The sequence below is a fragment of the Flavobacterium fryxellicola genome (assembly GCF_900143245.1).
GTDB classification, from domain to species: Bacteria; Bacteroidota; Bacteroidia; order Flavobacteriales; family Flavobacteriaceae; genus Flavobacterium; species Flavobacterium fryxellicola.
Map to the genome: position 1 here is coordinate 398,510 of NZ_FRDK01000001.1, position 24,198 is coordinate 422,707.

The window sequence follows — 24,198 nt, forward strand, 5'->3', positions numbered from 1 at the left end:
ATATAGCGAAAAGCTGGAAGAAGCTCCAAGAAAATTAAACCATCAAGACAGTAAGGCAAATTAAACCTACAGTGTTGATGATTGTAAACCTTAGTTCCTTGAAAACTTTGCTCCTCTGAACCTTTTTACCTATTTTTGCAAAAAATATATTTCTCAACTTAAACTGTTTATAGCATGCAACTGTACAACACCTTAAGCGCAGAAGAAAGAGCCATCATGATTGATGATGCCGGAAAACAACGTCTTACGCTGTCTTTCTATGCTTATGCGCAAATCTCAAATCCAACACAATTTCGTAACGAATTATTCCTGGCGTGGAATCCTCTTGAGGTTCTAGGCCGAATTTATGTAGCCAGTGAGGGAATTAACGCCCAATTGTCCTTGCCTGCGGATCATTTTTACGCGTTTAAAGATACTATCGAAGTGTATGATTTCATGAAAGGAATCCGATTAAATATAGCCGTGGAACATGACGACCATTCTTTTTTGAAACTGACTGTTAAAGTACGTGACAAGATTGTGGCTGACGGATTAGTGGACGAAACATTTGATGTGACTAACATAGGGATTCACCTTAAAGCAAAAGAATTTAACGACTTGCTAGAAGATCCCAATACAGTTGTGGTAGATATGCGCAATCATTATGAAAGTGAAATTGGGCATTTTAGGCAAGCTATCAAACCAGATGTGGATACTTTCCGTGAAAGCTTACCTATCATCGAGGAACAACTTGCAGACCACAAGCATGATAAAAAACTGTTGATGTATTGCACCGGCGGAATACGCTGTGAAAAAGCCAGTGCTTATTTCAAACACAAAGGTTTTGAAAACGTGTACCAACTGGAAGGCGGGATTATAGAATACACCCGACAAGTAAAAGCCGAAGGTTTAGAAAGTAAATTCATTGGGAAAAATTTTGTTTTCGATCACCGCTTGGGCGAAAGAATTACAGACGATATCGTTTCACAATGCCATCAATGCGGCGCACCTTGCGACGTCCATACCAATTGCGCAAACGAAGGCTGTCATTTACTTTTTATCCAATGTGATTCTTGCAAAGAAAAAATGGAAGGCTGCTGCTCTACAGAATGTGTCACTGTTATTCATTTGCCAGAAGAAGAACAAAAAGCGATTCGAAGAGGTGTAAAAAACGGCAATATGATCTTCAAAAAAGGAAAATCAGACGTTTTGACGTTCAAAAACAACGAGGAAACGCATGGGGTTTTTGTAGCTGAAAAACCATCGAAAAACGCTAGAACTGGCATTAAAAAAGAGGTGAAAATTAAAAAACAATACATCGGGAAAGGAACTCATTTTTTTCCAAAACCAAGTATCGGTCAGTTTTTAATTGAAGAAAATGAGATCAAAATTGGCGATACGATTCTAATCAAAGGTTCCACAACTGGCGAACAAAAAATAGTAATCGAAGAAATGCTGGTAAATGATTTAGTTCAAGAAAAAGCCTTTTCAGGAGATACATGTACTTTCAGATTACCATTTAGAATCCGATTGTCTGATAAATTATATAAAATCTTAACATAGTTTTCCAAAAATTCAACCATCAATTTTATCAAAGTTTTGAACTTTGATAAAGCGTAACGCAACATAAAATGACACAAAAAATCGAACTCATGGCTCCGGCTGGAAACTTTGAGTCGCTGCAAGCTGGTTTAGACAATGGTGCCGATTCCGTTTATTTTGGCGTGGAACAACTAAACATGAGAGCCAGAGCCTCTGTGAATTTCACCATGGATGACTTAACCGAAATCGCTAAACGTTGTCAAGAAAAAAACGTAAGAAGTTATCTTACGTTGAACACCATCATCTATGATCACGATCTATCAGTGGTTAAAACCTTATTAAATAGAGCCAAACAAGCCAAGATCACCGCAGTCATTGCTTCTGACCAAGCCGTCATCGCGATGGCAAGAGGCATAGGTATGGAAGTCCATATTTCGACACAACTGAATGTAACCAATATCGAAACCATAAAATTCTACAGTCTTTTTGCTGACACTATGGTTTTGAGCCGCGAACTGAGTTTACGTCAAGTGAAAAGCATAACCGAACAAATCAAAAAAGAAGCAATTAAGGGACCAAGTGGCAATTTAGTTGAAATCGAAATTTTTGGGCATGGTGCTTTATGCATGGCGGTTTCAGGCAAATGTTATTTGAGTTTACACTCGAATAATTCATCAGCAAATCGCGGTGCTTGTAAACAAAATTGTCGTAAAAAATATACCGTTATCGATCAGGAAACGGGTTTTGAAATCGAAGTAGACAATGAATATCTTATGTCACCTAAAGATTTATGCACACTTGATTTATTAGACCAAGTGATCGATTCTGGTATTCAGGTTTTGAAAATTGAAGGTCGCGGTCGTGCGCCCGAATATGTTGCCACAGTAATAAAAACGTATAGGGACGCTATTGATAGCTATTATAATGGAAGTTTTTCCAAAGAAAAAATAACGCTTTGGATGGAAACTTTAAACACCGTTTACAATCGCGGTTTCTGGTCAGGATATTATCTTGGACAGGAATTAGGCGAATGGAGCGATGTTTCGGGATCGCTGGCGACACAGAAAAAAGTGTATATAGGAAAAGGAATGCATTTTTTTCCAAAAGCAGCCATTGGACAATTTAAAATTGAAGCCTACGATATAAAAATTGGAGATAAAATTTTAGTTACAGGACCGAGCACTGGCGCTCAAGAAATGGTCATAAAGGAAATGTATGTGAATGATACCGTTGCTAAAAAAGCTACGAAGGGAGACGATTGCACGTTGAAATTGCCGTTTCGTATCAGAACATCAGACAAATTATATAAAATTGTTGAGGCTTAATGGTTATTATAACACTGCAAAGGGATAAATGCATTGGCTGTAATTATTGTGTAGAGATGGCACCCGTTCAGTTTCAAATGTCAAAAAAAGATGGGAAATCAGTGTTGCTTAAAAGTGTAAATAGCAAAGGATTTTACACTTTGAAATCACCCGATCATACCATAACCGCAAGTTGTGAACTTGCCGCCAAAGCGTGTCCCGTAAAAATAATTCAGGTGAAAGAAACTTAGATTACCAGCCATTGTATATTAAAAACCAACCGATTACGACGTCGATCGTAATGGGTTTTTTATAAAAAATTTATGATTTATTGGTTCAGATAGGCGTTGTGCCGTAAAATTAAAAAATACTATCTTTACACATTAAACATTTTAAGAACTTAAGTTGTGCTCGTCGCAACACTACATATAAGATTATGGCATGTACAAGTTGTTCAACTTCTGATGGTGGCGCACCTAAGGGTTGTAAAAATAATGGGACTTGCGGCACCGATAGCTGCAATAAATTAACGGTTTTCGATTGGCTTTCTAATATGAGTTTGCCTAATGGCGAAGCTCCTTTTGACTGTGTTGAAGTTCGCTTTAAAAACGGTAGAAAAGAGTTTTATCGCAATACCGAGAAACTGACTTTAAGCATGGGAGACATTGTTGCTACGGTTGCCTCACCCGGTCACGATATAGGAATTGTTACGCTAACAGGTGAATTAGTAAAAATTCAAATGAAGAAAAAGGGAGTAAATCATTTGAGTAATGAAGTTCCAAAAATCTACAGAAAAGCATCTCAAAAAGACATTGACATTTGGTCTACTGCTCGCGATAAAGAAGAGCCGATGAAAGTTAGAGCGCGGGAATTAGCGATTGCTCAAAAACTAGAAATGAAAATTTCAGATATCGAATTTCAAGGTGATGGATCAAAAGCTACTTTTTACTATACAGCAAATGACAGAATTGATTTTCGTGCCTTAATTAAAGATTTTGCAAAGGAATTCAGCACCAGAATTGAGATGAAACAAGTAGGTTTCCGCCAGGAAGCAGCTCGTTTAGGGGGAATAGGTTCTTGCGGTAGAGAATTATGCTGTTCTACTTGGTTAACGGATTTTAGAAGTGTAAATACTTCGGCAGCACGCTACCAACAACTGTCTTTGAACCCGCAAAAACTGGCTGGACAGTGTGGGAAATTAAAATGTTGTTTGAACTATGAGTTAGATACTTACATGGATGCGCTGAAAGATTTTCCAGATTTTGAAACCAAATTAGTCACGGAAAAAGGAGATGCTATTTGTCAAAAGCAAGACATATTCAAAGGATTAATGTGGTTTGCTTACACCAATAATTTTGCAAATTGGCACGTCTTGAAAATTGACCAAGTCAAAGAAATTGTTGCAGAAAATAAACTAAAAAACAAAGTTTCTTCATTAGAAGATTTTGCAATAGAGATTCTTGTAGAGCCAGAGAAAAACTTCAATAATGCCATGGGACAAGAAAGCTTGACTCGTTTTGATCAACCTAAAGCAAAGAAGAAACCAAATAAAAAACGCAAACCTGCAGGCGAAAATACTATTGTAGCTAACAACAATAAACCGGCAAACAATAACCGTCAGACTCCACATGACAAGAAGCCCACGGAGCCAAGAAAACCAATAATTATTACTAAAAATGTGGATAAAAAATAGCGCTTTACTTCTTTTGCTTGTAATCCTCTTTTCTTCATGTGATAAAAAAAGAGTTTTTGACCAATATAAGTCTGTTGGACCTACTTGGCACAAAGACAGTATTGTAATCTTCAATTTACCAGAACTGGACTCGACAAAACGATATGATTTATTTATCAATTTAAGAGCGAACAATGATTATCAGTACAATAATTTGTTTTTAATTGTGGCTTTGGAATTACCAAATGGTTTTACAAAAGTGGACACTCTAGAATACCAAATGGCAGATCCGCAAGGAACCTTATTAGGAGAAGGATTTTCAGATATTAAAGAAAGTAAACTCTTTTATAAAGAAAATGTTAGGTTCCGCTCTAAGTACAAGGTTCACATCAAGCAAGCGGTTAGAGAAAACGGTAAAGTTTCTGGCGTAAAAGCGCTAGATGGAATTACCGAAGTCGGTTTTAGAATAGAAAAAAAAGAATAAAATAGTATTATGGCTATCAAAAAAAATAATAACCCAGCAAGAGGTAATGGAAAAGACATTACACACTACCAAAAGAAATTTTGGAAAATATTCTTTATAGGCTTAGGAAGCGTCGGTTTGTTTTTCTTATTTGCTTCTTGGGGAATCTTTGGCTCCATGCCTTCCTTTGAAGATTTAGAAAATCCCGATTCCAATTTAGCTACTGAAGTTATTTCCGCTGACGGAGTCGTGATCGGTAAATATTTCGAAAAAAACAGATCGCAGCTAAAGTATTCAGACTTGCCAAAAAACTTAGTACAAGCATTAATTGCCACGGAAGACGCTCGTTTTTACGAACATTCCGGCATTGACGGAAGAGGTACTTTAAGAGCTATTTCGAGTTTAGGAACTAGCGGTGGTGCGAGTACATTGACACAGCAATTAGCCAAACAATTATTCCACGGGGAAGGATCGAAATTTTTACCTTTTAGAATTGTTCAAAAAATAAAAGAATGGATCATTGCCATCCGATTAGAAAGACAGTATACTAAAAATGAAATTATTGCCATGTATTGCAATGTCTATGATTTTGGAAATAATTCGGTTGGAGTAAGTTCCGCAGCAAAAACTTATTTTTCAAAAGAACCAAAAGACCTTACAATAAGTGAGTCTGCTATATTGGTAGGAATGTTTAAAAACTCAGGCTTATACAATCCAATACGAAACCCAGAAGGCGTAAAAAACCGAAGAAATGTCGTGCTTTTACAACTGGAAAAAGGAAAAATAATTTCGAATGAGGAAAAAGAACGACTACAAAGCTTACCGATCAAATTAAACTTCAAATTAGAAACGCATAAAGACGGAACGGCAACCTATTTTAGAGAATACCTTCGTGATTACATGAAAAAGTGGGCGGAAGAGAATAAAAAATCAGATGGCTCAGATTATGATATTTACAAAGATGGTTTAAAAATCTACACCACTATAGATTCTAGAATGCAGTTGCATGCAGAAGAAGCCGTTACATCGCACATGGCGAACCTTCAAGAAGAATTTTTCAAGCAATCTAAAGACAATAAAAATGCTCCTTTTGTAAATATTTCTGCGGTAGAAACACAACGAATCTTAAATCAAGCCATCAAATCATCCAATCGCTGGGCAGTAATGAAATCAATGGATAAAACCGATGAGGAAATTGTAAAATCGTTCAGCGAAAAAACAAACATGACTGTTTTTTCTTGGAAAGGAGAAAAAGACACCATTATGACACCCTTAGATTCTATCCGCTACTACAAACACTTTTTACAATCTGGATTAATGGCCATGGAACCACAAACGGGAAATATAAAGGCATGGGTAGGCGGAATTAACTATAAATATTTCCAATACGATCACGTAGGACAAGGAGCGAGACAAGTGGGCTCAACATTCAAACCATTCGTTTACGCAACGGCCATCGAGCAACTCAATATGTCCCCTTGTGACTCGATTATTGATGGCCCTTTTATGATTCGCAAAGGTCGTCATAACGTCACCGAAGATTGGGAACCAAAAAATTCAGATAACAGGTACCGCGGAATGGTAACCTTGAAAAGGGGTTTAGCCAACTCTATTAACACCATATCTGCCAAATTGATGGATAAGGTAGGACCAGAAGCTGTAGTTGATCTAGCGCATAAATTAGGGGTGAAATCTGAAATTCCTTTGCAACCATCCATTGCTTTAGGAGCAGTAGAAATAACGGTTGAAGACATGGTTGCTGCTTACAGCACTTTCGCTAATCAAGGGGTTTACATGAAACCGCAGTTCATATCTAAAATTGAAGATAAAAGTGGCGTGATCATCTACGAACCAATCCCTGAGTCGCATGATGTTTTAAATAAAGATATCGCTTACGCAGTTGTCAAATTGCTTGAAGGTGTAACCGAAGGTGGATCGGGAGATCGTTTGCGAACCACTGGTGGCGGAAGCGGAGACAACCGTTGGACTGGGTATCCATACCAATTCAAAAACCCTATTGCAGGAAAAACAGGTACAACACAAAACCAATCCGATGGTTGGTTTATGGGAATGGTTCCTAATCTTGTCACAGGAGTTTGGGTAGGATGCGAGGATCGTTCGGCTCGTTTTAAAAGCATTACCTACGGTCAGGGAGCTACAGCAGCACTGCCAGTTTGGGGTTATTTTATGAAATTATGTTATGCTGATACTGCCCTTAAAGTTTCCAAGGGGACCTTTGAAAGGCCTGTAAATCTTTCTATAAAAGTAGACTGTTACGTTGCTAAAAAAGTAATAGACACCACTGCTGTAGAGCAGAACACTGATGAATTTGAATTATAAACTCCCTACTTCTCGCAGCCAAAATACGGAGGAATTTCAACAAATAATTTGATCTTTTTAAAATATAATTAGACCATAGCAACTCATTTTTATGATTAACAAAAAAGTAAACAACGTTCAAGACGCCCTTCAAGGAATTCAAAACGGGATGACTATTATGCTTGGCGGTTTTGGATTATGTGGTATTCCAGAAAATTCCATCGCCGAATTAGTAAAAAAAGAAACGACCAATTTAACCTGTATTTCAAACAATGCAGGTGTTGATGATTTTGGCCTTGGCTTGCTTTTGCAAAAGCGTCAAATCAAGAAGATGATCTCTTCTTATGTAGGTGAAAATGCCGAATTTGAACGCCAAATGCTCTCTGGAGAATTAGACGTAGAGCTGACTCCACAAGGAACGTTAGCCGAAAAATGCCGTGCAGCTCAATCCGGAATACCCGCATTTTTTACTCCAGCTGGCTTTGGAACAGAAGTAGCCGAAGGAAAAGAGGTGCGTGAGTTTAACGGAAAAATGCACATCATGGAATTAGCCTATAAGGCTGATTTTGCCATCGTAAAAGCATGGAAAGGTGATGAAGCAGGAAATTTGATTTTTAAAGGAACTGCACGCAACTTTAATGCAAGTATGGCTGGTGCTGCCAAAATCACCATAGCTGAGGTAGAACAATTGTTGCCTGCGGGAAGTTTAGATCCTAACGAAATTCATATTCCAGGAATACTTGTAAATAGAATTTTTCAAGGAGAGAAATATGAAAAAAGAATTGAACAAAGAACCGTGAGAAAAATTTTCTAATTATGGCTTTAGACAAAAATCAAATTGCAAAACGCATTGCAAAAGAATTAAAACACAACTATTACGTGAATTTAGGAATAGGAATTCCAACTTTAGTAGCGAATTATATTCCAGAAGGGATTGACGTTGAATTTCAAAGTGAAAATGGCATTCTTGGAATGGGTCCATTTCCCTTCGAGGGCGATGAAGACGCTGATTTAATCAACGCAGGAAAACAAACCATAACAACACTACCAGGAGCTTCCTTTTTTGACTCCGCAATGAGTTTTGGAATGATTCGATCACAAAAAGTAGATTTAACCATTCTTGGCGCTATGGAAGTAGCCCAAAACGGAGATATTGCCAACTGGAAAATCCCAGGTAAAATGGTTAAAGGAATGGGTGGCGCAATGGACTTAGTCGCTTCTGCCGAAAACATTATCGTTGCAATGATGCACGTGAACAAAGCAGGAGAATCAAAAATTCTAAAAAAGTGTAGTTTGCCACTAACTGGCGTAGGATGCGTTAAAAAAGTCGTTACTGAACTTGCCGTTATGGAAGTGACTCCAGCAGGTTTTAAGCTATTAGAGCGCGCTCCAGGGGTTTCGGTGGAGCATATCATCGCATCTACTGAAGCAGACTTGATTATTGAAGGCGAGATTCCAGAAATGATTATTGATTAAAAGTCTACTTTAAAATAACAAAAGTCGGAATTTCTACTATTGAAATTCCGACTTTTTTTGTCAATTAAAATTGTGGACTTGCTTTTTGAAGCCAAGCTAAAAGACACTACTATTTCACCTTCTGTTAGCGCTAACTTATTCTTTAAAATTGCCTACTGATTTTGTTTCACAGGCAATAACTCCAGTTACAAAGTTTGCGAACCAACAAAACGTAGCCTTCGGAATTGATCCTTAACTACTACTAAAAAAACCACGTGGCAACAAAAATTGCTGTAATCACACAAATCAAATCAACTAGAAGCATTGTTCCTAAAGCATAACGTGTATTTTTGATATTAACGGAGCCAAAGTAAACTGCAATCACGTAAAAAGTACTTTCGGCACTACATTGAAAAATACTACTCAATCTTGCCGTTAACGAATCGGCTCCAAAGGTATTCATCGAATCAATCAAAAACCCTCTTGATCCCGCAGAACTAAAAGGACGTAGTAATGCCACTGGCAGAGCATCAGTAATTTGCTTATTTACGCCCATTTTAGAAAAAATGAAAGCAATCCAATTGCTAATAATTTCAAATAATCCACTGTTTCTAAATAACGAAATAGCCACCAACATTCCCAAAACATAAGGAAAAATAGTCACGCCTGTTTTTACTCCATTGTTGGCTCCTACTACAAAAGAATCAAACACCGTTGTACTAGCAGCAGTAAATTTCTTTTCGTTAAAGAATGAAAAAATCAAAGTAAAAGCAATAATTCCTATCAAAATTAAAGCCGAAAGATTAGAGGTAAAATAGTTTTTACCAATCAAATCCAAATGATTCACGTACATCAACAATCCAATTATTCCTGCTATTAATGTAATCAGTACAAGCACCAAAGAAGCACTTTTGAAATTGATTTTTTGTTTGATACCTACAATAAGAAAAGCGGCAATCGTACCAATAAAAGAAGTGATAATGCAAGGCAACATGACATCAGCCGGATTGCTTGCATTTGCGGCAGCGCGATACCCAATAATAGAAGTAGCAATCAAAGTAAGACCCGACGCATGCAAACACATGAACATAATTTGGGCATCACTGGCTTTGTCTTTATCCGGGTTTATCTCTTGTAAACTTTCCATGGCTTTTAGGCCAAAAGGAGTCGCAGCGGAATCCAATCCTAAGAAATTGGCAGCGAAGTTTAACGTCATATAAGAGATGGATGGGTGGTTTTTAGGAATACTCGGAAATACTTTAACAAAAACAGGACTCAATCCTTTGGCTAACTTTCCAGAAGCTCCTGAAATGATCAAAAGTTCCATCAAACCACAGAAAAAAGCCAAATAAGCAATAAGCGGAATGATTAAATCCAGCAACGTACTTTTACAGGTTGGCAACAAGCCATCTGATTTTTGAACACCACTGTATATTTTTACAGTTTTATTTTTATAAACATACGTCGTGTCCGCATTTAGCGTATCGCGATTGATATTCATGGTTTGATCTGGCGCTTTTTTGATGCTGTCTTTAATAAAGGCAGGAAGCTGTTCCGCAAATTTCTCCGAAATTAAAATAGGATCATCTTTCTTTCCATTCAATACATAATCAATAGTATATGTATTAGCAGTAAACAAACTGAAAACGATAAAAATAATTGAAGAAATAAAAATAACTAACCAAAATCTACTCAATACCATAATTTATAATTTTTGTAAATGTAATACTAATTACCCTTTCAGGGTTTGAAACCCTGAAAGGGTTTGGTAATCTAAACATGAATAATCTCTTCCTCAATCAACAAATCTTCTCTGCGCAGCCGAAGAAAAATTTGTGCCACAGCAATAGTGTCTTTCTCACAATAGGTTACAATTCGATCCATATCTTTATCTACATAAAAAACATGACCTACTTGACTGCCGTCGATATCGCCTTTTGGAGAAGGAATTCCAAGCACTTTACACATCAATTTTAAGGAAGTATAATGTTTATAATCACCAAATTTCCACAACTCTAAAGTGTCGAGATGGGGAATTTCCCATGGTTTTTTTCCAAATAAATTCAGCTTGTTGGGAATCGCAATTTGGTTGATAATCATCCGTCTGGCGAGGAAAGGAATGTCAAATTCCTTGGCATTGTGACCACACAAGACATGTTGTGGCTGGTTGAAATGATTATTTAGAAGATTATTAAAGTCAAGCAGCAATTTCTTTTCTTCTCCAAAAAAAGAGGTCACTCGAAAATTTCGTATATCGCCTTTGATGGTAAAATAACCCACAGAAATACAAATAATTTTTCCAAATTCGGCCCAAATCCCAGCGCGATCATAAAAATCTTCGGGCGTATATTCGTCCTTGCGTTGGTATTGGGTTTTGTGTTCCCAAAGCGCTTTCATTTCTGCGTCTAATCCATCAAAATCCTCCGATTCCGGAACGGTTTCTATATCTAAGAAAAGAATGTTATTGAGGTTTATTTTTTCGATCATCCTTTTTTTTTGACCACAAATTACACAAATTTTCACAAATTAAAATAGCTTAAACTCTATTTAGTGCAAATTCGTTCAATTCGTATTTATTTTATTAAAACAAACTTTGTTGAGTAACTGGATTTTCATGTTCTAATAACCATTTCTTGCGCCATATACCGCCAGCGTAGCCAGTAAGCGAACCATCTGATCCAATGACGCGATGGCAGGGGACAACAATCCACAACGGGTTTTTACCGTTGGCGGAAGCCACAGCCCGTATGGCTTTGACATCTCCTAAACCTTTGGATTGCTCCAGATAGGTTTTTGTTTTTCCAAACGGAATGTTTACTAATGCCTTCCAAACTTTTTGTTGGAATTCAGTTCCTTTGGGATTGCGTTTAAAAGTGAAATTGGTTCTTTTAGAATCGAAATATTCTTGGAGTTGCTGCACTGCAATTTGTAAAAAAAGAGGGATTTCAGTTGAAACAATTCCTTCATCTGAAACTGAAATTATGGATACTCCATTTTCATCGCCAGTAATTGCGGCTATTCCTAAAGGTGTTTTGATGTACGCTGTTTCTAATTGCTCAACATAAAAAAAATAATTTGATTGTTTTATCAAGATGGAAGTACCTTGATATTGTAAAAGGCAAGTCGCCCTCTAGCAAAAAAAAAACCATTCCCAATTAGGAATGGTTCTTGTATTTTAGCCCCGATAAAAGCGGCATCCTTCTATTTCCGACACAGCGGACATAAAGAATAGAGCGGTTAGCGGGAGATAACTCGTAATAAAACTACGCTTATTTCAAACTTGAATATACATAAGCTTCTAAAGCTTGCAACTCTTGATCCGACATTGCTTTTGTAACGACGAAGTTTGTTTTCATAACTTCGTACTGACTTGGATCAACAATCGGCTCGCCTTCGCCTTTTAAAAACGCAACCATATTTGCATTTTTGTCTTTGTAAATCGTGGCGATATTCTGCAAGCTCGGTCCTATCACTTTCTCAGCCATTTGATGGCAGGCTACGCAATTTCCTTTCCCATTAAAAATTTCTTCTCCTAATTGGACTGGAGTTTGAACTATTTCTTCAGCTGTGGTTGGGTACAAGGGTTCTTCTTTGACTTCTTCTTTTTTACAAGAAGCGAATGCTAAAAACGCAAATAAAAACAAAGTCTTTTTCATGATATTTTCTATTGATATTATGCTGTAAGTTACAAAATAATTACCAACCCACATACTTTGGCGGTTGAATTTGATTCAGATTCAAATAAATTAAAATTTGCGCACGATGATGGGTAACATGATCTTGCATGAGATTGAGTATTTGCAATTTTGACTTTGGACCAGCAAAAAAGTCTACTTTTTGAGAAAGCTCAGCCTCCTTTATGTTTTGGATCCGAGCTTTTGCAGCATCAAATGAAGCTATGATATTTAAGATTATTTGCGCTTTTGAAAGCCCTTTAACCACCTCTTTCTTATCGTATTTTATTTCAGAAAAATGCGTTATACTTAACCAATTCACATTGTCTTGAATATGAAACAATTGCTCTCTAAACGACATTTCACGTGCTGTGGGCTTGTAATCGTATTTATCTTCAGGCATGGCTTGAGCTACCGCTACAAGATAATCCTTGGAATTATCCCATTTTTCTACAAAAGTGGAAACTACCTCAACTTGAGCAAAAATGAAGTTTGATACCAATAAAATCAATAATAATATCGGCTTTTTCATGTTTATTTATTTAATAGTACTGCGGCTTCCTTGGCAAAATAAGTCGAAATTAAACTTGCTCCCGCGCGTTTGATACACATTAATTGTTCCATCATAATCCTATCGTGATCTAGCCAACCTCTTTCAGCAGCGGCTTTGATCATCGCATATTCGCCTGAAACATGAAACACCGTTACGGGAACATTTACCGCATTTTTGACTTCGCGAACAATGTCTAAATAGGCAATTCCGGGTTTCACCATAACCATATCAGCGCCTTCTTCAACGTCCCACAAAGCTTCTTTGATGGCTTCGATGCGGTTGGCATAATCCATTTGGTAGGTTTTTTTGTCTTTGGGAATAGCTGCAGAATCCACTGGCGCGCTGTCTAAAGCGTCTCGAAAAGGTCCGTAAAACGCCGAAGCATATTTGGCAGAATAGCTCATGATGCCTACGTTATGGAAACCGGCAGCGTCTAGACCTTCACGCAAACGCAATACGCGTCCGTCCATCATATCACTTGGCGCGACAAAATCGGCACCAGCCTGGGCATGAGAAACTGCCATCTTAACTAAAGCTTCGTTGGTGGAATCATTCTCTACATCTCCGTGCGTTATAATGCCGTCATGACCGTAAATCGAATACGGATCTAAAGCCACATCTGGCATTACAATCATTCCCGGACAAGCCGCTTTGATGGCACGGATTGCATTTTGCATCAGTCCGTCTATATTCCAAGCTTCTTTTCCTGTGTTGTCTTTTAGGTTTTCACTGACTTTTACATATATATTCACCGCACGAATTCCTAAAGCATAAATTTCTTGTACTTCCTTCAAAGTTAAATCAATCGAACGACGAAAAATTCCCGGCATGGAAGATATCTCTACCTGAACATTTTCGCCTTCAGCAATGAACATTGGAAACATAAAATCACTTGGACTTAATGTGGTTTCGCGAACTAAAGAACGAATGGATTCATTAACGCGTAATCTTCTACCTCTTTGTAATGGGAACATATAAATTTTTGATTTTAGATTAAAGATTGCTGCGTTTTGATTTTAAAACAAGTTGCTGATTCCAAAAAATCTGAAATCAAAAATCGTTAATCATCAATCTGCAATCCATTCAATCGGATTTTCTAATACGTTTACTAATTTTTCTTCTTTACTTCCCGCTTCTGCATGATGGTCGTAAACCCATTGCACATGTGGCGGTAAACTCATCAAAATACTTTCAATTCTGCCATTGGTTTTTAAACCAAACAACGTGCCTTTATCATGAACCAAATTAAACTCAACATACCGACCTCGACGAATTTCTTGCCATGTTTTTTGCTCTGGTGTATAGGACAATTCCTTTCTTCTTGATGCAATTGGAACATAGGCTTCTAGGAAACTATTTCCCACTTCGCTAACAAAGTTAAACCAATTTTCCATAGACATATTCTCAGTCGCTTTGCAATAATCAAAGAATAATCCTCCAATTCCACGTGCTTCATGACGGTGTGCATTCCAGAAATAAGCGTCACATTGTTTTTTATATTTAGGATAAAACTCGGGATTGTGTTTATCACAAGCGGTTTTACAAGTCTGATGAAAGTGTTTTGCATCTTCTTCAAACAAATAATAAGGCGTTAAATCTTGACCTCCGCCAAACCATTGCTGGATCACATTCCCATTAGCATCGTACATTTCAAAATAGCGCCAATTGGCATGAACGGTTGGTACCATTGGATTTTTTGGATGTAAAACCAAACTCAATCCACAAGCATAAAAATCAGCTTCGCCTACATTGAACATTTTCTGCATGGCTTCCGGCAATTTACCGTGCACTGCTGAAATATTTACTCCGCCTTTTTCAAAAACTTTGCCGTTCTCAATAACGCGGGTCCTTCCGCCGCCGCCTTCTGGACGATCCCAAAGATCTTCACGGAATTTGGCTTGACCATCGACTGCTTCAAGCCCTGCGACGATTTGGTCTTGTAGGTTTTGTATGTAGGTATAAAATTGTTCTTTCATCTTGTTAATTCATAAAGTTCCATATCTATTGGTGCTTCATTCGTTGGCGTAAATTCGTTTAGCAAGGTTTTTTCCCAAATAAAACCATTATTTATAGCAACTTTTACACTTCCTAAATTAGTTATATGAGCAATGATTTGAAGTGTTTTTAACCCTAATTCACTAAGAGCAAATTTAGTTATTTCTTTTACTGCAAATGATGTTAATCCATTTCCTTCCTGTTCTAAACCAATAAAATAGGCAAGTTCACCTTGATTATTAACCCAATCAATTTTTTTAATAATGATTAATCCTGCAATTTGAGTTGTCATTTTATTTCTAATTGCAAAAGTGTAACTGGTTTTTTCTTCAATCTCTTTATTCTTTGTGGCAATATATGCTATAGTTTTTTCTAGTTTTGCATTATTTACTAATGTAACTGGAAAGTAATACTTTAAGCGTTCTGTATTGTCAACCATAAATTGATACAATTGATTGGCATCGGTTGAGTTCAATTTATCAATAATGAAATTCTCTGCTATGATCATATAATATCTGCATTCCAGTCCTTCTCGACAAGAGAAGGATAAAGGATTTTTTTTAAATATTGGCTTTTGCCAAAGTTATTTCATTGTTAATCATAGAGCATCTAAGCTCATGTACTTATTCTTTAAATCTCCAATACTTAACCTCACTTTCTTCAGAAGTCATTACAAGGGTGTCTACTAAAAAAGATACTTTACCTTCATAAACATAATCGGGATAAGTAATTGTAATTTTATTTCCGTCTAAAAAATATTTATAATTTGCAAAATCTTAAATATAATAAAAAGTTTCTCCATCTATTTGAAAATCAGCATTTATAAAACCTTCACTTGTCCAAATTCCAAATAGTTTTTTAGCCAATTGATCCGATTTCTTATCTAAAACTTGTTTTTTTTCTAATTTTTTTTCTGTTTTGTTAATATCAGGTATATTCCGATTTTAAAAACTACTCTCATTTCGTATACAACTCAATAAAATTATATTAACTACTAGTAATAAAAAACTTTTTCCCAGAAAATTCATAGATTATCGAAATAATATTGACCACACCTCTTTTACAGACCATACTCCTTCACAGCATCAATAAACGCTTTCGCATGATCCACAGGAATATTGGGTAAAATACCGTGACCTAAGTTTACGATGTATTTGTCTTTCCCAAATTCATCAATCATTTCGTGTACCATTTTCTTGATCACCGGAATAGGAGATAACAATCTTGATGGATCAAAGTTACCTTGTAAAGTGATGTTTCCACCAGACAAATATCGTGCGTTTCTTGGAGAACAGGTCCAATCTACTCCAAGTGCCGATGCTCTACTTTTACCCATTTCGCCTAAAGCAAACCAGCATCCTTTTCCGAAAACAATTACTGGCGCATCATCAGCTAAAGCTTCGATGATCTGGTTGATGTATTTCCAAGAGAATTCCTGATAATCAACTGGAGATAACATTCCGCCCCATGAATCAAAAATTTGAACGGCATTTACTCCCGCTTTTACTTTTTCTTTTAGGTATGCAATAGTAGTATCGGTGATTTTTTGTAATAAAACATGTGCTGCTTCTGGATGTTGAAAACAAAATCCTTTGGCCATATCAAAACTTTTAGAACCTTTTCCCTCTACCGCGTAACACATAATGGTCCATGGTGAACCTGCGAAACCAATTAATGGCACGGCATCATTCAACATTTCTTTAGTCAATTTAATAGCCTCAAAAACATATCCTAACGTTTCATGTACATCTGGAACGATTACTTTTTCTACATCTTGAATCGTGCGAATAGGATTGGGTAAATACGGACCAAAATTAGGTTTCATCTCAACCTCAATTCCCATCGCTTGTGGTATTACAAGAATATCGGAGAATAATATGGCAGCATCGGGAGCGATTCTACGAATAGGTTGCACGGTGATTTCGGCAGCTAATTCCGGTGTTTGACATCGCGTAAAAAAATCATATTTATCGCGTAATGCGATGAATTCAGGTAAATATCTTCCTGCTTGACGCATCATCCAAACTGGTGGACGTTGTACGGTTTCTCCTTTTAATGCTCTTAAAAATAAATCGTTCTTGATCATGTATTTAATTTTTTGCAGATTGCTAAATGCCCTCCGTTTTATAATATTCAATAACTTCCTCGATCACCTCTTCAATGGTTGGTGTTTCGGCAATTACAATGTTTTTAACTTTATTTAACTCTAATGTTTTGGCGGTAGTGTTACCCACGCAAAAACACACTTCCTTTTTGATTTTGTTATTGGTCAAATAACTCTCAACAGCAGAAGGACTAAAAAACAGAATTCCATCAAATTTTTCTTGATCGGATATTTTAAAAGGCGCTAATTTAGTTTGATAGACTTCGATTTCATTAAAAGTTATCCCTTCGCTTTTTAACGCTTGTGGTAACGTTTCCTTGCGTAAATTTCCGCTCAAAAAAGTATAGCTTTCTTTGTTGTAAATTAACGTGATAATTTCTGCTAATTCTGAAGCGTAATCCATATACACATCCACTTTAAAACCGTTAAGCTCGAGCAATTCTTTAGTTTTAATGCCCACGCAAAATACAGTTTTCGTTTTAAGAGCTTCCCATCCATTTTGCTCCATTAAACTTAAAACAGCATTTTGGCTACTGAAAATCAAATTAGCATTGATCGTATTTAATTCAAAAAGATTATTTTTAATTTCGATAAAATCTTGTTCTAAAAGATCGAAATTTGCGTCAAGAAATACTTGTCTTTGTCCATCAGACAAGGTTTTGGTTGATAAAATGCTTATTTGATCCATTATTTCTTCAAATTATTTTTAATTTCCATCATCAATTTCGTTCCACCATTATTCAAAACTTCTTGAGCAGAATAGAAACCTAATTTTTTCCATTCTTCTATAGGAACCACTTTATCCACTTCTATTTTTTCTTTTCCGTTAAGCGAAAATAGAACTCCTTGAAAATGAATGGTATCTTCCTTTTCGTTATAACGTGCTAAAGCTCCGATAGGTGCCGTACAGCCGCCTTCCAAAGTTTTTAAAAACTGACGTTCTATATACGTCACGATTTCGGTTTCAATATCATTTAACTGCGATACAGCGTCTAAGGTAAACGCATCGTCTTGCATGGCAACAACGAGCATGGCTCCTTGTGCCGGTGCGGGAATCATCCAATCTAAATCAATGTAATTCTCTGGTTTTAAATTGATTCTTTCTAAACCAGCCGCAGCAAAAATAGCACCGTTCCAGTCTCCTTCGTTTAACTTTTTCATACGCAAATTTACATTTCCACGTAAGTCAACTACTTTATGTGTTGGGTACTTGTTTAACCATTGAGCTTGACGACGCAAACTTCCTGTAGCAATAGTTCCTGACTCATTAAGAAAATCAAGATTGCCTTTATGCACTAAAATATCTAAGGTATTGGCTCGCTCTAAAACTGCTGCTTGCACAATCCCTTTTGGTAAAGCCGTAGGAACATCTTTCATCGAATGCACTGCAATATCAACATCGCCATTTATCATAGCTACATCGAGTGTTTTAGTAAAAATCCCTGTGATTCCTAATTCGTAAAGTGGTTTGTCAAGAATGATATCTCCTGTAGATTTAACCGATATAATTTTAGTTTTATACCCTAAATCGTTTAGTTTTTTTTCTACTGTGTGTGCCTGCCAAAGTGCGAGTTCACTGTCTCTGGTACCAATTCGTATTGTTTTTTCAGCCATTTTTATATTTTGATTTCGTAATGGTTATAAAAAATTAAAAACCATTACGAAATTAAGATTCATTGAGTTTTATATAAATTTATTTCGCTGCAAGTCCTATTTTAAAAACTTTCTCAATCCATTCGATACTTTCATCCACCATGGTATTATCGTCTTTTAAATGATTGGCAAAATGAGTTGTGATTTTTTGGATAATTCTATTACTGATTATTTCAGCTTGTTCTTCATTAAAGTTTGAAATTTTCCTACTTTGGAAATCCAATTCTGAAATTTTTATCGCATTTAATTTTGCTTTCAATGCATGGATTGTTGGAGCAAATTTACGCCCTTTGGTCCAGGTGATAAATTCTTCTTTTATTTCTTCGATGATGGCTTCGGCAGCAGGAATGTGTTTTTTCCTGTTTTCTAAAGTTTCGTCCGTTAATTGAGACAAGTAATCCATGTGAACAAGTGTAACACCTTCAATTTCTTCCACATTTTCATTTACATTTTTCGGAATAGATAAATCCAAAATCAATAGTGGTTTTTTCAGATTCAGAATGGCTTTGTCTATCGTTGGATTTTGAGCGCCGGTAGCGACTACAACAACATCTGCTTTTTGCAGTTCCAAATGCAGTTCCGAATAATCTTTTACAATTAGATTCAATTTCCCGGCTAATTTCTCCGCTTTTTCTTTGGTACGGTTAATTAGCGTAATGTGCTCGTTTTTGGTATGTTTTACTAAATTTTCACAGGTATTTCTACCAATTTTTCCTGTACCAAACAATAAAATATTTTTGTTTCCAATGTCTTCTACATTTTTGAAAATGTATTGCACTGCGGCAAAAGAAACCGAAGTAGCACCAGAGCTAATCTCCGTATCGGTTTTTATTTTTTTACTGGCCTGGATTACAGCATTCACCAATCGTTCGATGAAAGCATTGGCTAAACCCAAAGATTTGGATTGTGAAAAAGAATTTCTTATCTGTGAAATAATTTCAAAATCACCTAAAATCTGACTATCTAAACCGGTTCCTACACGAAACAAGTGATTGATTGCTTCTTGATTTTTATAGACAAAACCTACCTTTTGAAATGCTTCGACAGAGCCTTGACTATTCTCACAAATTAATTTGATTAACTGAAATGGATGTTCTGCATAACCATATATTTCAGTACGGTTGCAGGTTGAAGTAACTATTAAACTCTCTATTCCTTCACTCTTAGCTTGTTCTAGTAAACGCGTTTTTGCAGCGGCATCTAAACTAAATTTTCCTCTAATCTCAGCATCTGCTTTTTTATAGCTCAGTCCAACTGCGTAAAAATAGTGATGCTTTAATGTGTTCTTGTTTTCCATATTTGCACTTTTCCAGAAAGTGGAACAAAATTATCACTATACTATTTATAAAAGTAACGCTAGAAGTTCTTTTTGTATCGCTATGTGATTTTTTAGTTCTAATTGCGTATTTTACGGTAAAAAATTCTATTTTTGTAGTGAAACCAAGTTGTTTGACTGCATCTATTTAGAGTTATTCTAAATAAAAAGGTTTGATAAATATCATTTTTATATTAAAAAAATATCGCTATGGGTTCTCAGGAAATTATAAAAATTGAGGATGATTTTACGCTCATTCGCTTTCAAAATGACGGAATTAATACCTTTATTGCGCAACGTGAAGGAGGCAGCGGATTAATTCAGTTTCACTTTGGATTAAAAGGAAGCGCCAAATTCATCTTTAATCAAGGCAATTACGCTTTAGAACTGAAAGAGGAAAAATCACTGCTGTTGTACAATCCACAAAAAGAATTACCCTTATATCTAGAATTGGCACCAAATTCGTGGGTAATTTCTGTGATTATTTCCATCAAAAAATTCCACGCTTTATTTTCGACCGAAGCAGATTACATCACGTTCTTAAGCGCTGATAATAAAGATAAAAAATATTATAATGAGGGAAATATCAGTCCATCAATGGCTATTGTATTGTCACAACTGTTTCATTATAGCTTGCATCCTTCCATAAAAAACCTGTATTACAAAGGAAAAGGGTACGAGTTATTAAGCCTATACTTCAACAGAACCGAAGATCCCAACGCAGAGCAATGTCCGTTTTTAATTGATGAGGATAATGTCATCAAAATTAAGAAAGCCAAAGAAATCATTATTGCAAACATGGCAGAACCTCCTGGATTACAAGAGCTAGCTGATCAAATTGGTTTGAATTTAAAGAAGCTAAAAATGGGTTTCAAGCAAATTTATGGTGATACGGTCTATGGATTTCTATTTGACTATAAAATGGATTTTGCTCGAAAGTTACTCGATAGCGGTTCCTATAACGTAAACGAAGTGGGACTGAAAATTGGCTATAGTACTGGAAGCCATTTTATAGCAGCATTCAAAAAGAAATTTGCTACCACGCCAAAGAAATATTTGATGTCCATCAACCCAAATATGACGTAATCCATTGATTTCTTATATTAAACAATAAATAAAAAATAGTTAATCGGACTTTATAAAAAAGTAAGTTTAAGTACTTTTGTACCAAGATTCCTCATTCTTCAGAATGACAATAATGAAAAAAATATCAATTATGAAAGGTGTATTATTAGTAAATTTAGGTTCCCCAGAAAGTCCAACAGCAAAAGACGTAAAACCGTATTTAGATGAATTTTTAATGGACAAGTACGTGATTGACGTTCCATTTTTGTTGCGAGCCTTATTGGTTCGTGGAATCATTTTGCAAACAAGACCTAAAAAATCAGCTGCAGCTTACGCCAAGATATGGTGGGATGATGGGTCTCCGCTTGTCGTTATTTCTAAAAGAATGCACGAGAAAGTACAAAAACTAGTTGATGTTCCAGTATCACTCGCCATGCGTTACGGAAATCCATCTTTGCTATCTGGCTTGCAAGAATTGCATGATAAAGGAGTAACTGAAGTGTTGCTTTTTCCCTTGTATCCGCAACATGCAATGGCTTCAACCACTACTATTTTAGAACTAGCAGAAGAACACCGTAAAAAATATTTCCCAGAAATGAAATTTACAATTGTTCCTGCTTTTTATAATAAGCCCGATTACTTACAAAACCTAGCCGACTCGATCAAAGGGCATTTAGAAGGGTATGATTACGACCACCTGTTATTCTCTTACCACGGAATTCCAGAGCGTCACATTCGCAAGACAGATATTACCAAATCACATTGTAAAATTGATGGCTCATGTTGCAACACGCCCTCACCAGCGCATGAATTTTGTTACCGCCACCAATGTTACGAAACCACTAAACAAGTCGTTAAATTATTGGGCATACCAGAAGGAAAATACAGCCAAACTTTTCAGTCGCGTTTAGCGGGCGACAAATGGTTGACGCCATATACTGATGTACAAGTAAACAAAATGCCAGAGAAAGGCATAAAAAATCTTGCGGTGGTAACGCCTGCCTTTGTTTCTGATTGTTTAGAAACATTAGAAGAAATTGCGATGGAAGCCAATCACGAATTTAAAGTTCACGGAGGAGAAAACTTCAAAGCGATACCCTGCTTAAATGACGGTGACGATTGGTGTAAAACAGTAAGCAATTGGATTTCTAATTGGTCAAATGCCTCTTCAATCAGTAAAGTTGATGTTGAAAAAACAGTCGCTTAAATGGCTGTTACCGCCGATGAGTTAGGAACTCAGGATATCAAAAAACTGTTGATCAAACAAGCAGTTCCCTCCTCGATTGGCATTTTATTCATGTCGGTTAATATTTTAATCGACACCATTTTTGTTGGGCAATGGATCGGTTCCTTGGCTATTGCTGCCGTAACCGTGGTTTTGCCCATCACCTTTTTGATTTCTTCACTAGGGATGGCGATTGGTGTAGGCGGAGGTTCTGTACTTTCTAGAGCATTAGGAGCCAATGACAGGGAAAAAGCATTGCATATCTTTGGCAATCAAATCATGATGACTGTTTTATTGGCGTCTGTTTTTGTATTATTTGGCCTTTTTTTCAGCGATGAAATGCTGATGCTTTTTGGTGCCAAAGGTGCGATTGTACAGCCAGCAAAAGAATTTTTCATTCCAATTATCATCAGCGTTCCCTTCCTAGCCCTTTGCATGATGGGCAACAATGTGATTCGCGCCGAAGGCAAAGCTAAATTTGCCATGGTAGCCATGATCATTCCTGCTTTTGTCAATATTGCATTGGATATTCTTTTTATCAAATACTTAGATTTAGGAATGTTTGGCGCTGCTTTGGCCTCAGCCATATCCTATTTTACCTGTTTCTTGTTTGTGTTTTGGTTTTTTGTTTTTAAAAGTGAATTAAGGATAAAAATAAAACATTTTAAATTTCAATTTCCTGTTGTAAAGGAAATTTCAGAGTTGAGTTTTGTGACTTTCTCTAGACAAGGCGTCGTAGCTATTTTATCAATTATTTTAAACCACACCTTGTATACCTACGGCGGCGAGCATTCGGTAGCTATTTATGGAATTATCAGCCGGATGTTGATGTTTGCTTTATTTCCTATTCTGGGAATTACGCAAGGATTTTTGCCCATCGCAGGATTTAATTATGGTGCAGAAAATTATGAAAGGGTCAAGGAAACGGTGCAACTTTCGATAAAATATGCGGCTGTTTTGGCTACGCTGATTTTTGTGGTTATTTTAATTTTTGCCAAACCAATTGTCGCTGTTTTTACCAGTGACTCTCACGTGATTGACCAGACTCCTAATGCATTACGCTGGGTTTTTGCAGCTTCGCCCGTTATAGCCATACAACTTATTGGAGCCGCTTATTTTCAGGCAGCTGGAAAAGCTAAAAAAGCATTACTTTTAACGTTGAGCAAGCAGGGATTTTTCCTGATTCCATTAGTGCTGATTCTACCCAATTTTTTAGGTATTTTTGGCGTGTGGATCGCCTTCCCCATTGCTGATATACTCTCAACAATACTCACTGGTTATTTTCTGAAAAAAGAAATGAACACAAAATTGAACAAAACGAACGATGGAATATTATAATTACCTAAAATCCTTACACCTTATCTTTGTCATAACTTGGTTTGCTGGGCTATTCTATATTGTACGCCTGTTTGTGTACCAGATTGAAGCAGCAGATAAACCCTCTCCAGAAAAAGAAATTCTTCAAAAGCAATACAAGATAATGACCTATCGCCTGTGGTACATCATCACTTGGCCATCAGCCGTACTAGCCAGTATATTTGCTTTCTGGATGTTGTTTTTTACGGATTTAGGAAAAGCTTGGTTGCAGATGCCTTGGATGCATGTAAAACTTGGCTTCGTATTTGCCCTGTATTTGTATCATGCAAAATGCCAACAAATATTCAAGCAATTGCAAAATGACGAAGTAAAATATACCACAACTTTCATGCGCTTATGGAACGAAGGCGCGACAATTATTCTTTTTGCTGTCGTATTTTTAGTAATTTTAAAAAATGCTGTCAATTGGATCTATGGCGTGCTTGGCATCTTCTTGTTTTCCATTTTGATTATGCTTGGATTTAAATTTTACAAAAGAATTAGAGAAAGAAATCAATTTTAAT

At 36.5% G+C, this 24,198-nt stretch carries 24 protein-coding genes; 12 read left to right on the forward strand and 12 right to left on the reverse strand.

What is annotated here, in order from left to right:
* Positions 1-174: 174 nt before the first annotated feature.
* From trhO to BUA03_RS01740, 8 genes are all read left to right on the forward strand, one after another.
* Positions 175-1,542 (forward strand): oxygen-dependent tRNA uridine(34) hydroxylase TrhO, encoded by a 1,368-nt coding sequence (gene trhO, locus BUA03_RS01705; protein ID WP_066079149.1) that lies wholly within the window; start codon positions 175-177, stop codon positions 1,540-1,542.
* A gap of 68 nt (positions 1,543-1,610) precedes the next feature.
* Positions 1,611-2,846, forward strand: a complete 1,236-nt coding sequence (locus BUA03_RS01710) for a peptidase U32 family protein (protein WP_066079146.1) — start codon at positions 1,611-1,613, stop codon at positions 2,844-2,846.
* Positions 2,846-3,076 carry a ferredoxin gene (locus BUA03_RS01715; RefSeq protein WP_066079143.1) on the forward strand — a complete coding sequence of 77 codons (231 nt, stop codon included), beginning with the start codon at positions 2,846-2,848 and terminating at the stop codon, positions 3,074-3,076. Before BUA03_RS01710 ends, BUA03_RS01715 begins: the two co-directional genes overlap by 1 nt.
* Before the next feature lie 185 nt (positions 3,077-3,261).
* Positions 3,262-4,518, forward strand: coding sequence for a PSP1 domain-containing protein (locus BUA03_RS01720; protein WP_066079136.1), 1,257 nt, complete (start codon positions 3,262-3,264; stop codon positions 4,516-4,518).
* Positions 4,502-4,981: a gliding motility lipoprotein GldH gene (locus BUA03_RS01725; protein ID WP_066079133.1), complete on the forward strand. Its 480-nt coding sequence runs from the start codon at positions 4,502-4,504 to the stop codon at positions 4,979-4,981. Before BUA03_RS01720 ends, BUA03_RS01725 begins: the two co-directional genes overlap by 17 nt.
* A gap of 9 nt (positions 4,982-4,990) precedes the next feature.
* A complete protein-coding gene (locus BUA03_RS01730) occupies positions 4,991-7,300 on the forward strand; it encodes a penicillin-binding protein 1A (RefSeq protein WP_066079130.1) in 2,310 nt (769 codons plus the stop codon).
* 91 nt (positions 7,301-7,391) lie between these two features.
* Positions 7,392-8,093 carry a CoA transferase subunit A gene (locus BUA03_RS01735; protein ID WP_066079128.1) on the forward strand — a complete coding sequence of 234 codons (702 nt, stop codon included), beginning with the start codon at positions 7,392-7,394 and terminating at the stop codon, positions 8,091-8,093.
* 2 nt (positions 8,094-8,095) lie between these two features.
* The gene (locus BUA03_RS01740; RefSeq protein WP_066079125.1) at positions 8,096-8,755 is read left to right on the forward strand and encodes a CoA transferase subunit B; all 660 of its coding nucleotides are present in this window, start codon (positions 8,096-8,098) and stop codon (positions 8,753-8,755) included.
* Positions 8,756-8,996: 241 nt separating this feature from the next.
* Here the strand turns inward: BUA03_RS01740 and BUA03_RS01745 are convergent, their stop codons facing one another.
* The 12 genes from BUA03_RS01745 to hemA form a co-directional block, all read right to left on the reverse strand.
* Positions 8,997-10,436, reverse strand: coding sequence for a nucleoside recognition domain-containing protein (locus BUA03_RS01745; protein ID WP_066079122.1), 1,440 nt, complete (start codon positions 10,434-10,436; stop codon positions 8,997-8,999).
* 71 nt (positions 10,437-10,507) lie between these two features.
* A complete protein-coding gene (locus BUA03_RS01750; protein WP_066079119.1) occupies positions 10,508-11,221 on the reverse strand; it encodes a 3'-5' exonuclease in 714 nt (237 codons plus the stop codon).
* A 94-nt stretch (positions 11,222-11,315) separates the two neighbouring features.
* A complete protein-coding gene (locus BUA03_RS01755) occupies positions 11,316-11,825 on the reverse strand; it encodes a methylated-DNA--[protein]-cysteine S-methyltransferase (RefSeq protein WP_245792547.1) in 510 nt (169 codons plus the stop codon).
* A gap of 178 nt (positions 11,826-12,003) precedes the next feature.
* Entirely contained in the window at positions 12,004-12,390 is a 387-nt protein-coding gene (locus BUA03_RS01760; protein WP_066079577.1) for a c-type cytochrome, read from the reverse strand.
* A 40-nt stretch (positions 12,391-12,430) separates the two neighbouring features.
* The gene (locus BUA03_RS01765) at positions 12,431-12,940 is read right to left on the reverse strand and encodes a DinB family protein (RefSeq protein WP_066079116.1); all 510 of its coding nucleotides are present in this window, start codon (positions 12,938-12,940) and stop codon (positions 12,431-12,433) included.
* Positions 12,941-12,942: 2 nt separating this feature from the next.
* Positions 12,943-13,935, reverse strand: coding sequence for a porphobilinogen synthase (gene hemB, locus BUA03_RS01770; RefSeq protein WP_066079113.1), 993 nt, complete (start codon positions 13,933-13,935; stop codon positions 12,943-12,945).
* 93 nt (positions 13,936-14,028) lie between these two features.
* Positions 14,029-14,937 carry an oxygen-dependent coproporphyrinogen oxidase gene (gene hemF, locus BUA03_RS01775; RefSeq protein WP_066079108.1) on the reverse strand — a complete coding sequence of 303 codons (909 nt, stop codon included), beginning with the start codon at positions 14,935-14,937 and terminating at the stop codon, positions 14,029-14,031.
* Positions 14,934-15,464, reverse strand: a complete 531-nt coding sequence (locus BUA03_RS01780) for a GNAT family N-acetyltransferase (RefSeq protein WP_066079106.1) — start codon at positions 15,462-15,464, stop codon at positions 14,934-14,936. Before BUA03_RS01780 ends, hemF begins: the two co-directional genes overlap by 4 nt.
* A gap of 552 nt (positions 15,465-16,016) precedes the next feature.
* Positions 16,017-17,042, reverse strand: coding sequence for a uroporphyrinogen decarboxylase (hemE, locus tag BUA03_RS01785; protein WP_066079103.1), 1,026 nt, complete (start codon positions 17,040-17,042; stop codon positions 16,017-16,019).
* A 22-nt stretch (positions 17,043-17,064) separates the two neighbouring features.
* Complete coding sequence (locus BUA03_RS01790; RefSeq protein WP_066079100.1) at positions 17,065-17,748, reverse strand: uroporphyrinogen-III synthase; 684 nt, start codon at positions 17,746-17,748, stop codon at positions 17,065-17,067.
* Positions 17,748-18,674, reverse strand: coding sequence for a hydroxymethylbilane synthase (gene hemC, locus BUA03_RS01795; protein WP_066079098.1), 927 nt, complete (start codon positions 18,672-18,674; stop codon positions 17,748-17,750). Before hemC ends, BUA03_RS01790 begins: the two co-directional genes overlap by 1 nt.
* A gap of 79 nt (positions 18,675-18,753) precedes the next feature.
* Positions 18,754-20,010: a glutamyl-tRNA reductase gene (hemA, locus tag BUA03_RS01800; RefSeq protein WP_066079095.1), complete on the reverse strand. Its 1,257-nt coding sequence runs from the start codon at positions 20,008-20,010 to the stop codon at positions 18,754-18,756.
* A 228-nt stretch (positions 20,011-20,238) separates the two neighbouring features.
* On the opposite strand from hemA, the gene BUA03_RS01805 reads away from it, so the two are divergent.
* From BUA03_RS01805 to BUA03_RS01820, 4 genes are all read left to right on the forward strand, one after another.
* Complete coding sequence (locus BUA03_RS01805; protein WP_066079092.1) at positions 20,239-21,114, forward strand: helix-turn-helix domain-containing protein; 876 nt, start codon at positions 20,239-20,241, stop codon at positions 21,112-21,114.
* A gap of 130 nt (positions 21,115-21,244) precedes the next feature.
* A complete protein-coding gene (hemH, locus tag BUA03_RS01810; protein WP_066079574.1) occupies positions 21,245-22,300 on the forward strand; it encodes a ferrochelatase in 1,056 nt (351 codons plus the stop codon).
* A complete protein-coding gene (locus BUA03_RS01815; protein WP_066079087.1) occupies positions 22,301-23,656 on the forward strand; it encodes an MATE family efflux transporter in 1,356 nt (451 codons plus the stop codon).
* Positions 23,643-24,197, forward strand: coding sequence for a CopD family protein (locus tag BUA03_RS01820; RefSeq protein WP_066079084.1), 555 nt, complete (start codon positions 23,643-23,645; stop codon positions 24,195-24,197). The genes BUA03_RS01815 and BUA03_RS01820 overlap by 14 nt, the downstream gene beginning before the upstream one ends.
* The last annotated feature ends 1 nt before the right edge of the window (position 24,198 follow it).

Coding starts and splice junctions, on each gene's coding strand:
- trhO (WP_066079149.1), top strand. CDS start 175: ATGCAACTGTACAACACCTTAAGCGCAGAAGAAAGAGCCATCATGATT.
- BUA03_RS01710 (WP_066079146.1), top strand. CDS start 1,611: ATGACACAAAAAATCGAACTCATGGCTCCGGCTGGAAACTTTGAGTCG.
- BUA03_RS01715 (WP_066079143.1), top strand. CDS start 2,846: ATGGTTATTATAACACTGCAAAGGGATAAATGCATTGGCTGTAATTAT.
- BUA03_RS01720 (WP_066079136.1), top strand. CDS start 3,262: ATGGCATGTACAAGTTGTTCAACTTCTGATGGTGGCGCACCTAAGGGT.
- BUA03_RS01725 (WP_066079133.1), top strand. CDS start 4,502: ATGTGGATAAAAAATAGCGCTTTACTTCTTTTGCTTGTAATCCTCTTT.
- BUA03_RS01730 (WP_066079130.1), top strand. CDS start 4,991: ATGGCTATCAAAAAAAATAATAACCCAGCAAGAGGTAATGGAAAAGAC.
- BUA03_RS01735 (WP_066079128.1), top strand. CDS start 7,392: ATGATTAACAAAAAAGTAAACAACGTTCAAGACGCCCTTCAAGGAATT.
- BUA03_RS01740 (WP_066079125.1), top strand. CDS start 8,096: ATGGCTTTAGACAAAAATCAAATTGCAAAACGCATTGCAAAAGAATTA.
- BUA03_RS01745 (WP_066079122.1), bottom strand. CDS start 10,436: ATGGTATTGAGTAGATTTTGGTTAGTTATTTTTATTTCTTCAATTATT.
- BUA03_RS01750 (WP_066079119.1), bottom strand. CDS start 11,221: ATGATCGAAAAAATAAACCTCAATAACATTCTTTTCTTAGATATAGAA.
- BUA03_RS01760 (WP_066079577.1), bottom strand. CDS start 12,390: ATGAAAAAGACTTTGTTTTTATTTGCGTTTTTAGCATTCGCTTCTTGT.
- BUA03_RS01765 (WP_066079116.1), bottom strand. CDS start 12,940: ATGAAAAAGCCGATATTATTATTGATTTTATTGGTATCAAACTTCATT.
- hemB (WP_066079113.1), bottom strand. CDS start 13,935: ATGTTCCCATTACAAAGAGGTAGAAGATTACGCGTTAATGAATCCATT.
- hemF (WP_066079108.1), bottom strand. CDS start 14,937: ATGAAAGAACAATTTTATACCTACATACAAAACCTACAAGACCAAATC.
- BUA03_RS01780 (WP_066079106.1), bottom strand. CDS start 15,464: ATGATCATAGCAGAGAATTTCATTATTGATAAATTGAACTCAACCGAT.
- hemE (WP_066079103.1), bottom strand. CDS start 17,042: ATGATCAAGAACGATTTATTTTTAAGAGCATTAAAAGGAGAAACCGTA.
- BUA03_RS01790 (WP_066079100.1), bottom strand. CDS start 17,748: ATGGATCAAATAAGCATTTTATCAACCAAAACCTTGTCTGATGGACAA.
- hemC (WP_066079098.1), bottom strand. CDS start 18,674: ATGGCTGAAAAAACAATACGAATTGGTACCAGAGACAGTGAACTCGCA.
- hemA (WP_066079095.1), bottom strand. CDS start 20,010: ATGGAAAACAAGAACACATTAAAGCATCACTATTTTTACGCAGTTGGA.
- BUA03_RS01805 (WP_066079092.1), top strand. CDS start 20,239: ATGGGTTCTCAGGAAATTATAAAAATTGAGGATGATTTTACGCTCATT.
- hemH (WP_066079574.1), top strand. CDS start 21,245: ATGAAAGGTGTATTATTAGTAAATTTAGGTTCCCCAGAAAGTCCAACA.
- BUA03_RS01815 (WP_066079087.1), top strand. CDS start 22,301: ATGGCTGTTACCGCCGATGAGTTAGGAACTCAGGATATCAAAAAACTG.
- BUA03_RS01820 (WP_066079084.1), top strand. CDS start 23,643: ATGGAATATTATAATTACCTAAAATCCTTACACCTTATCTTTGTCATA.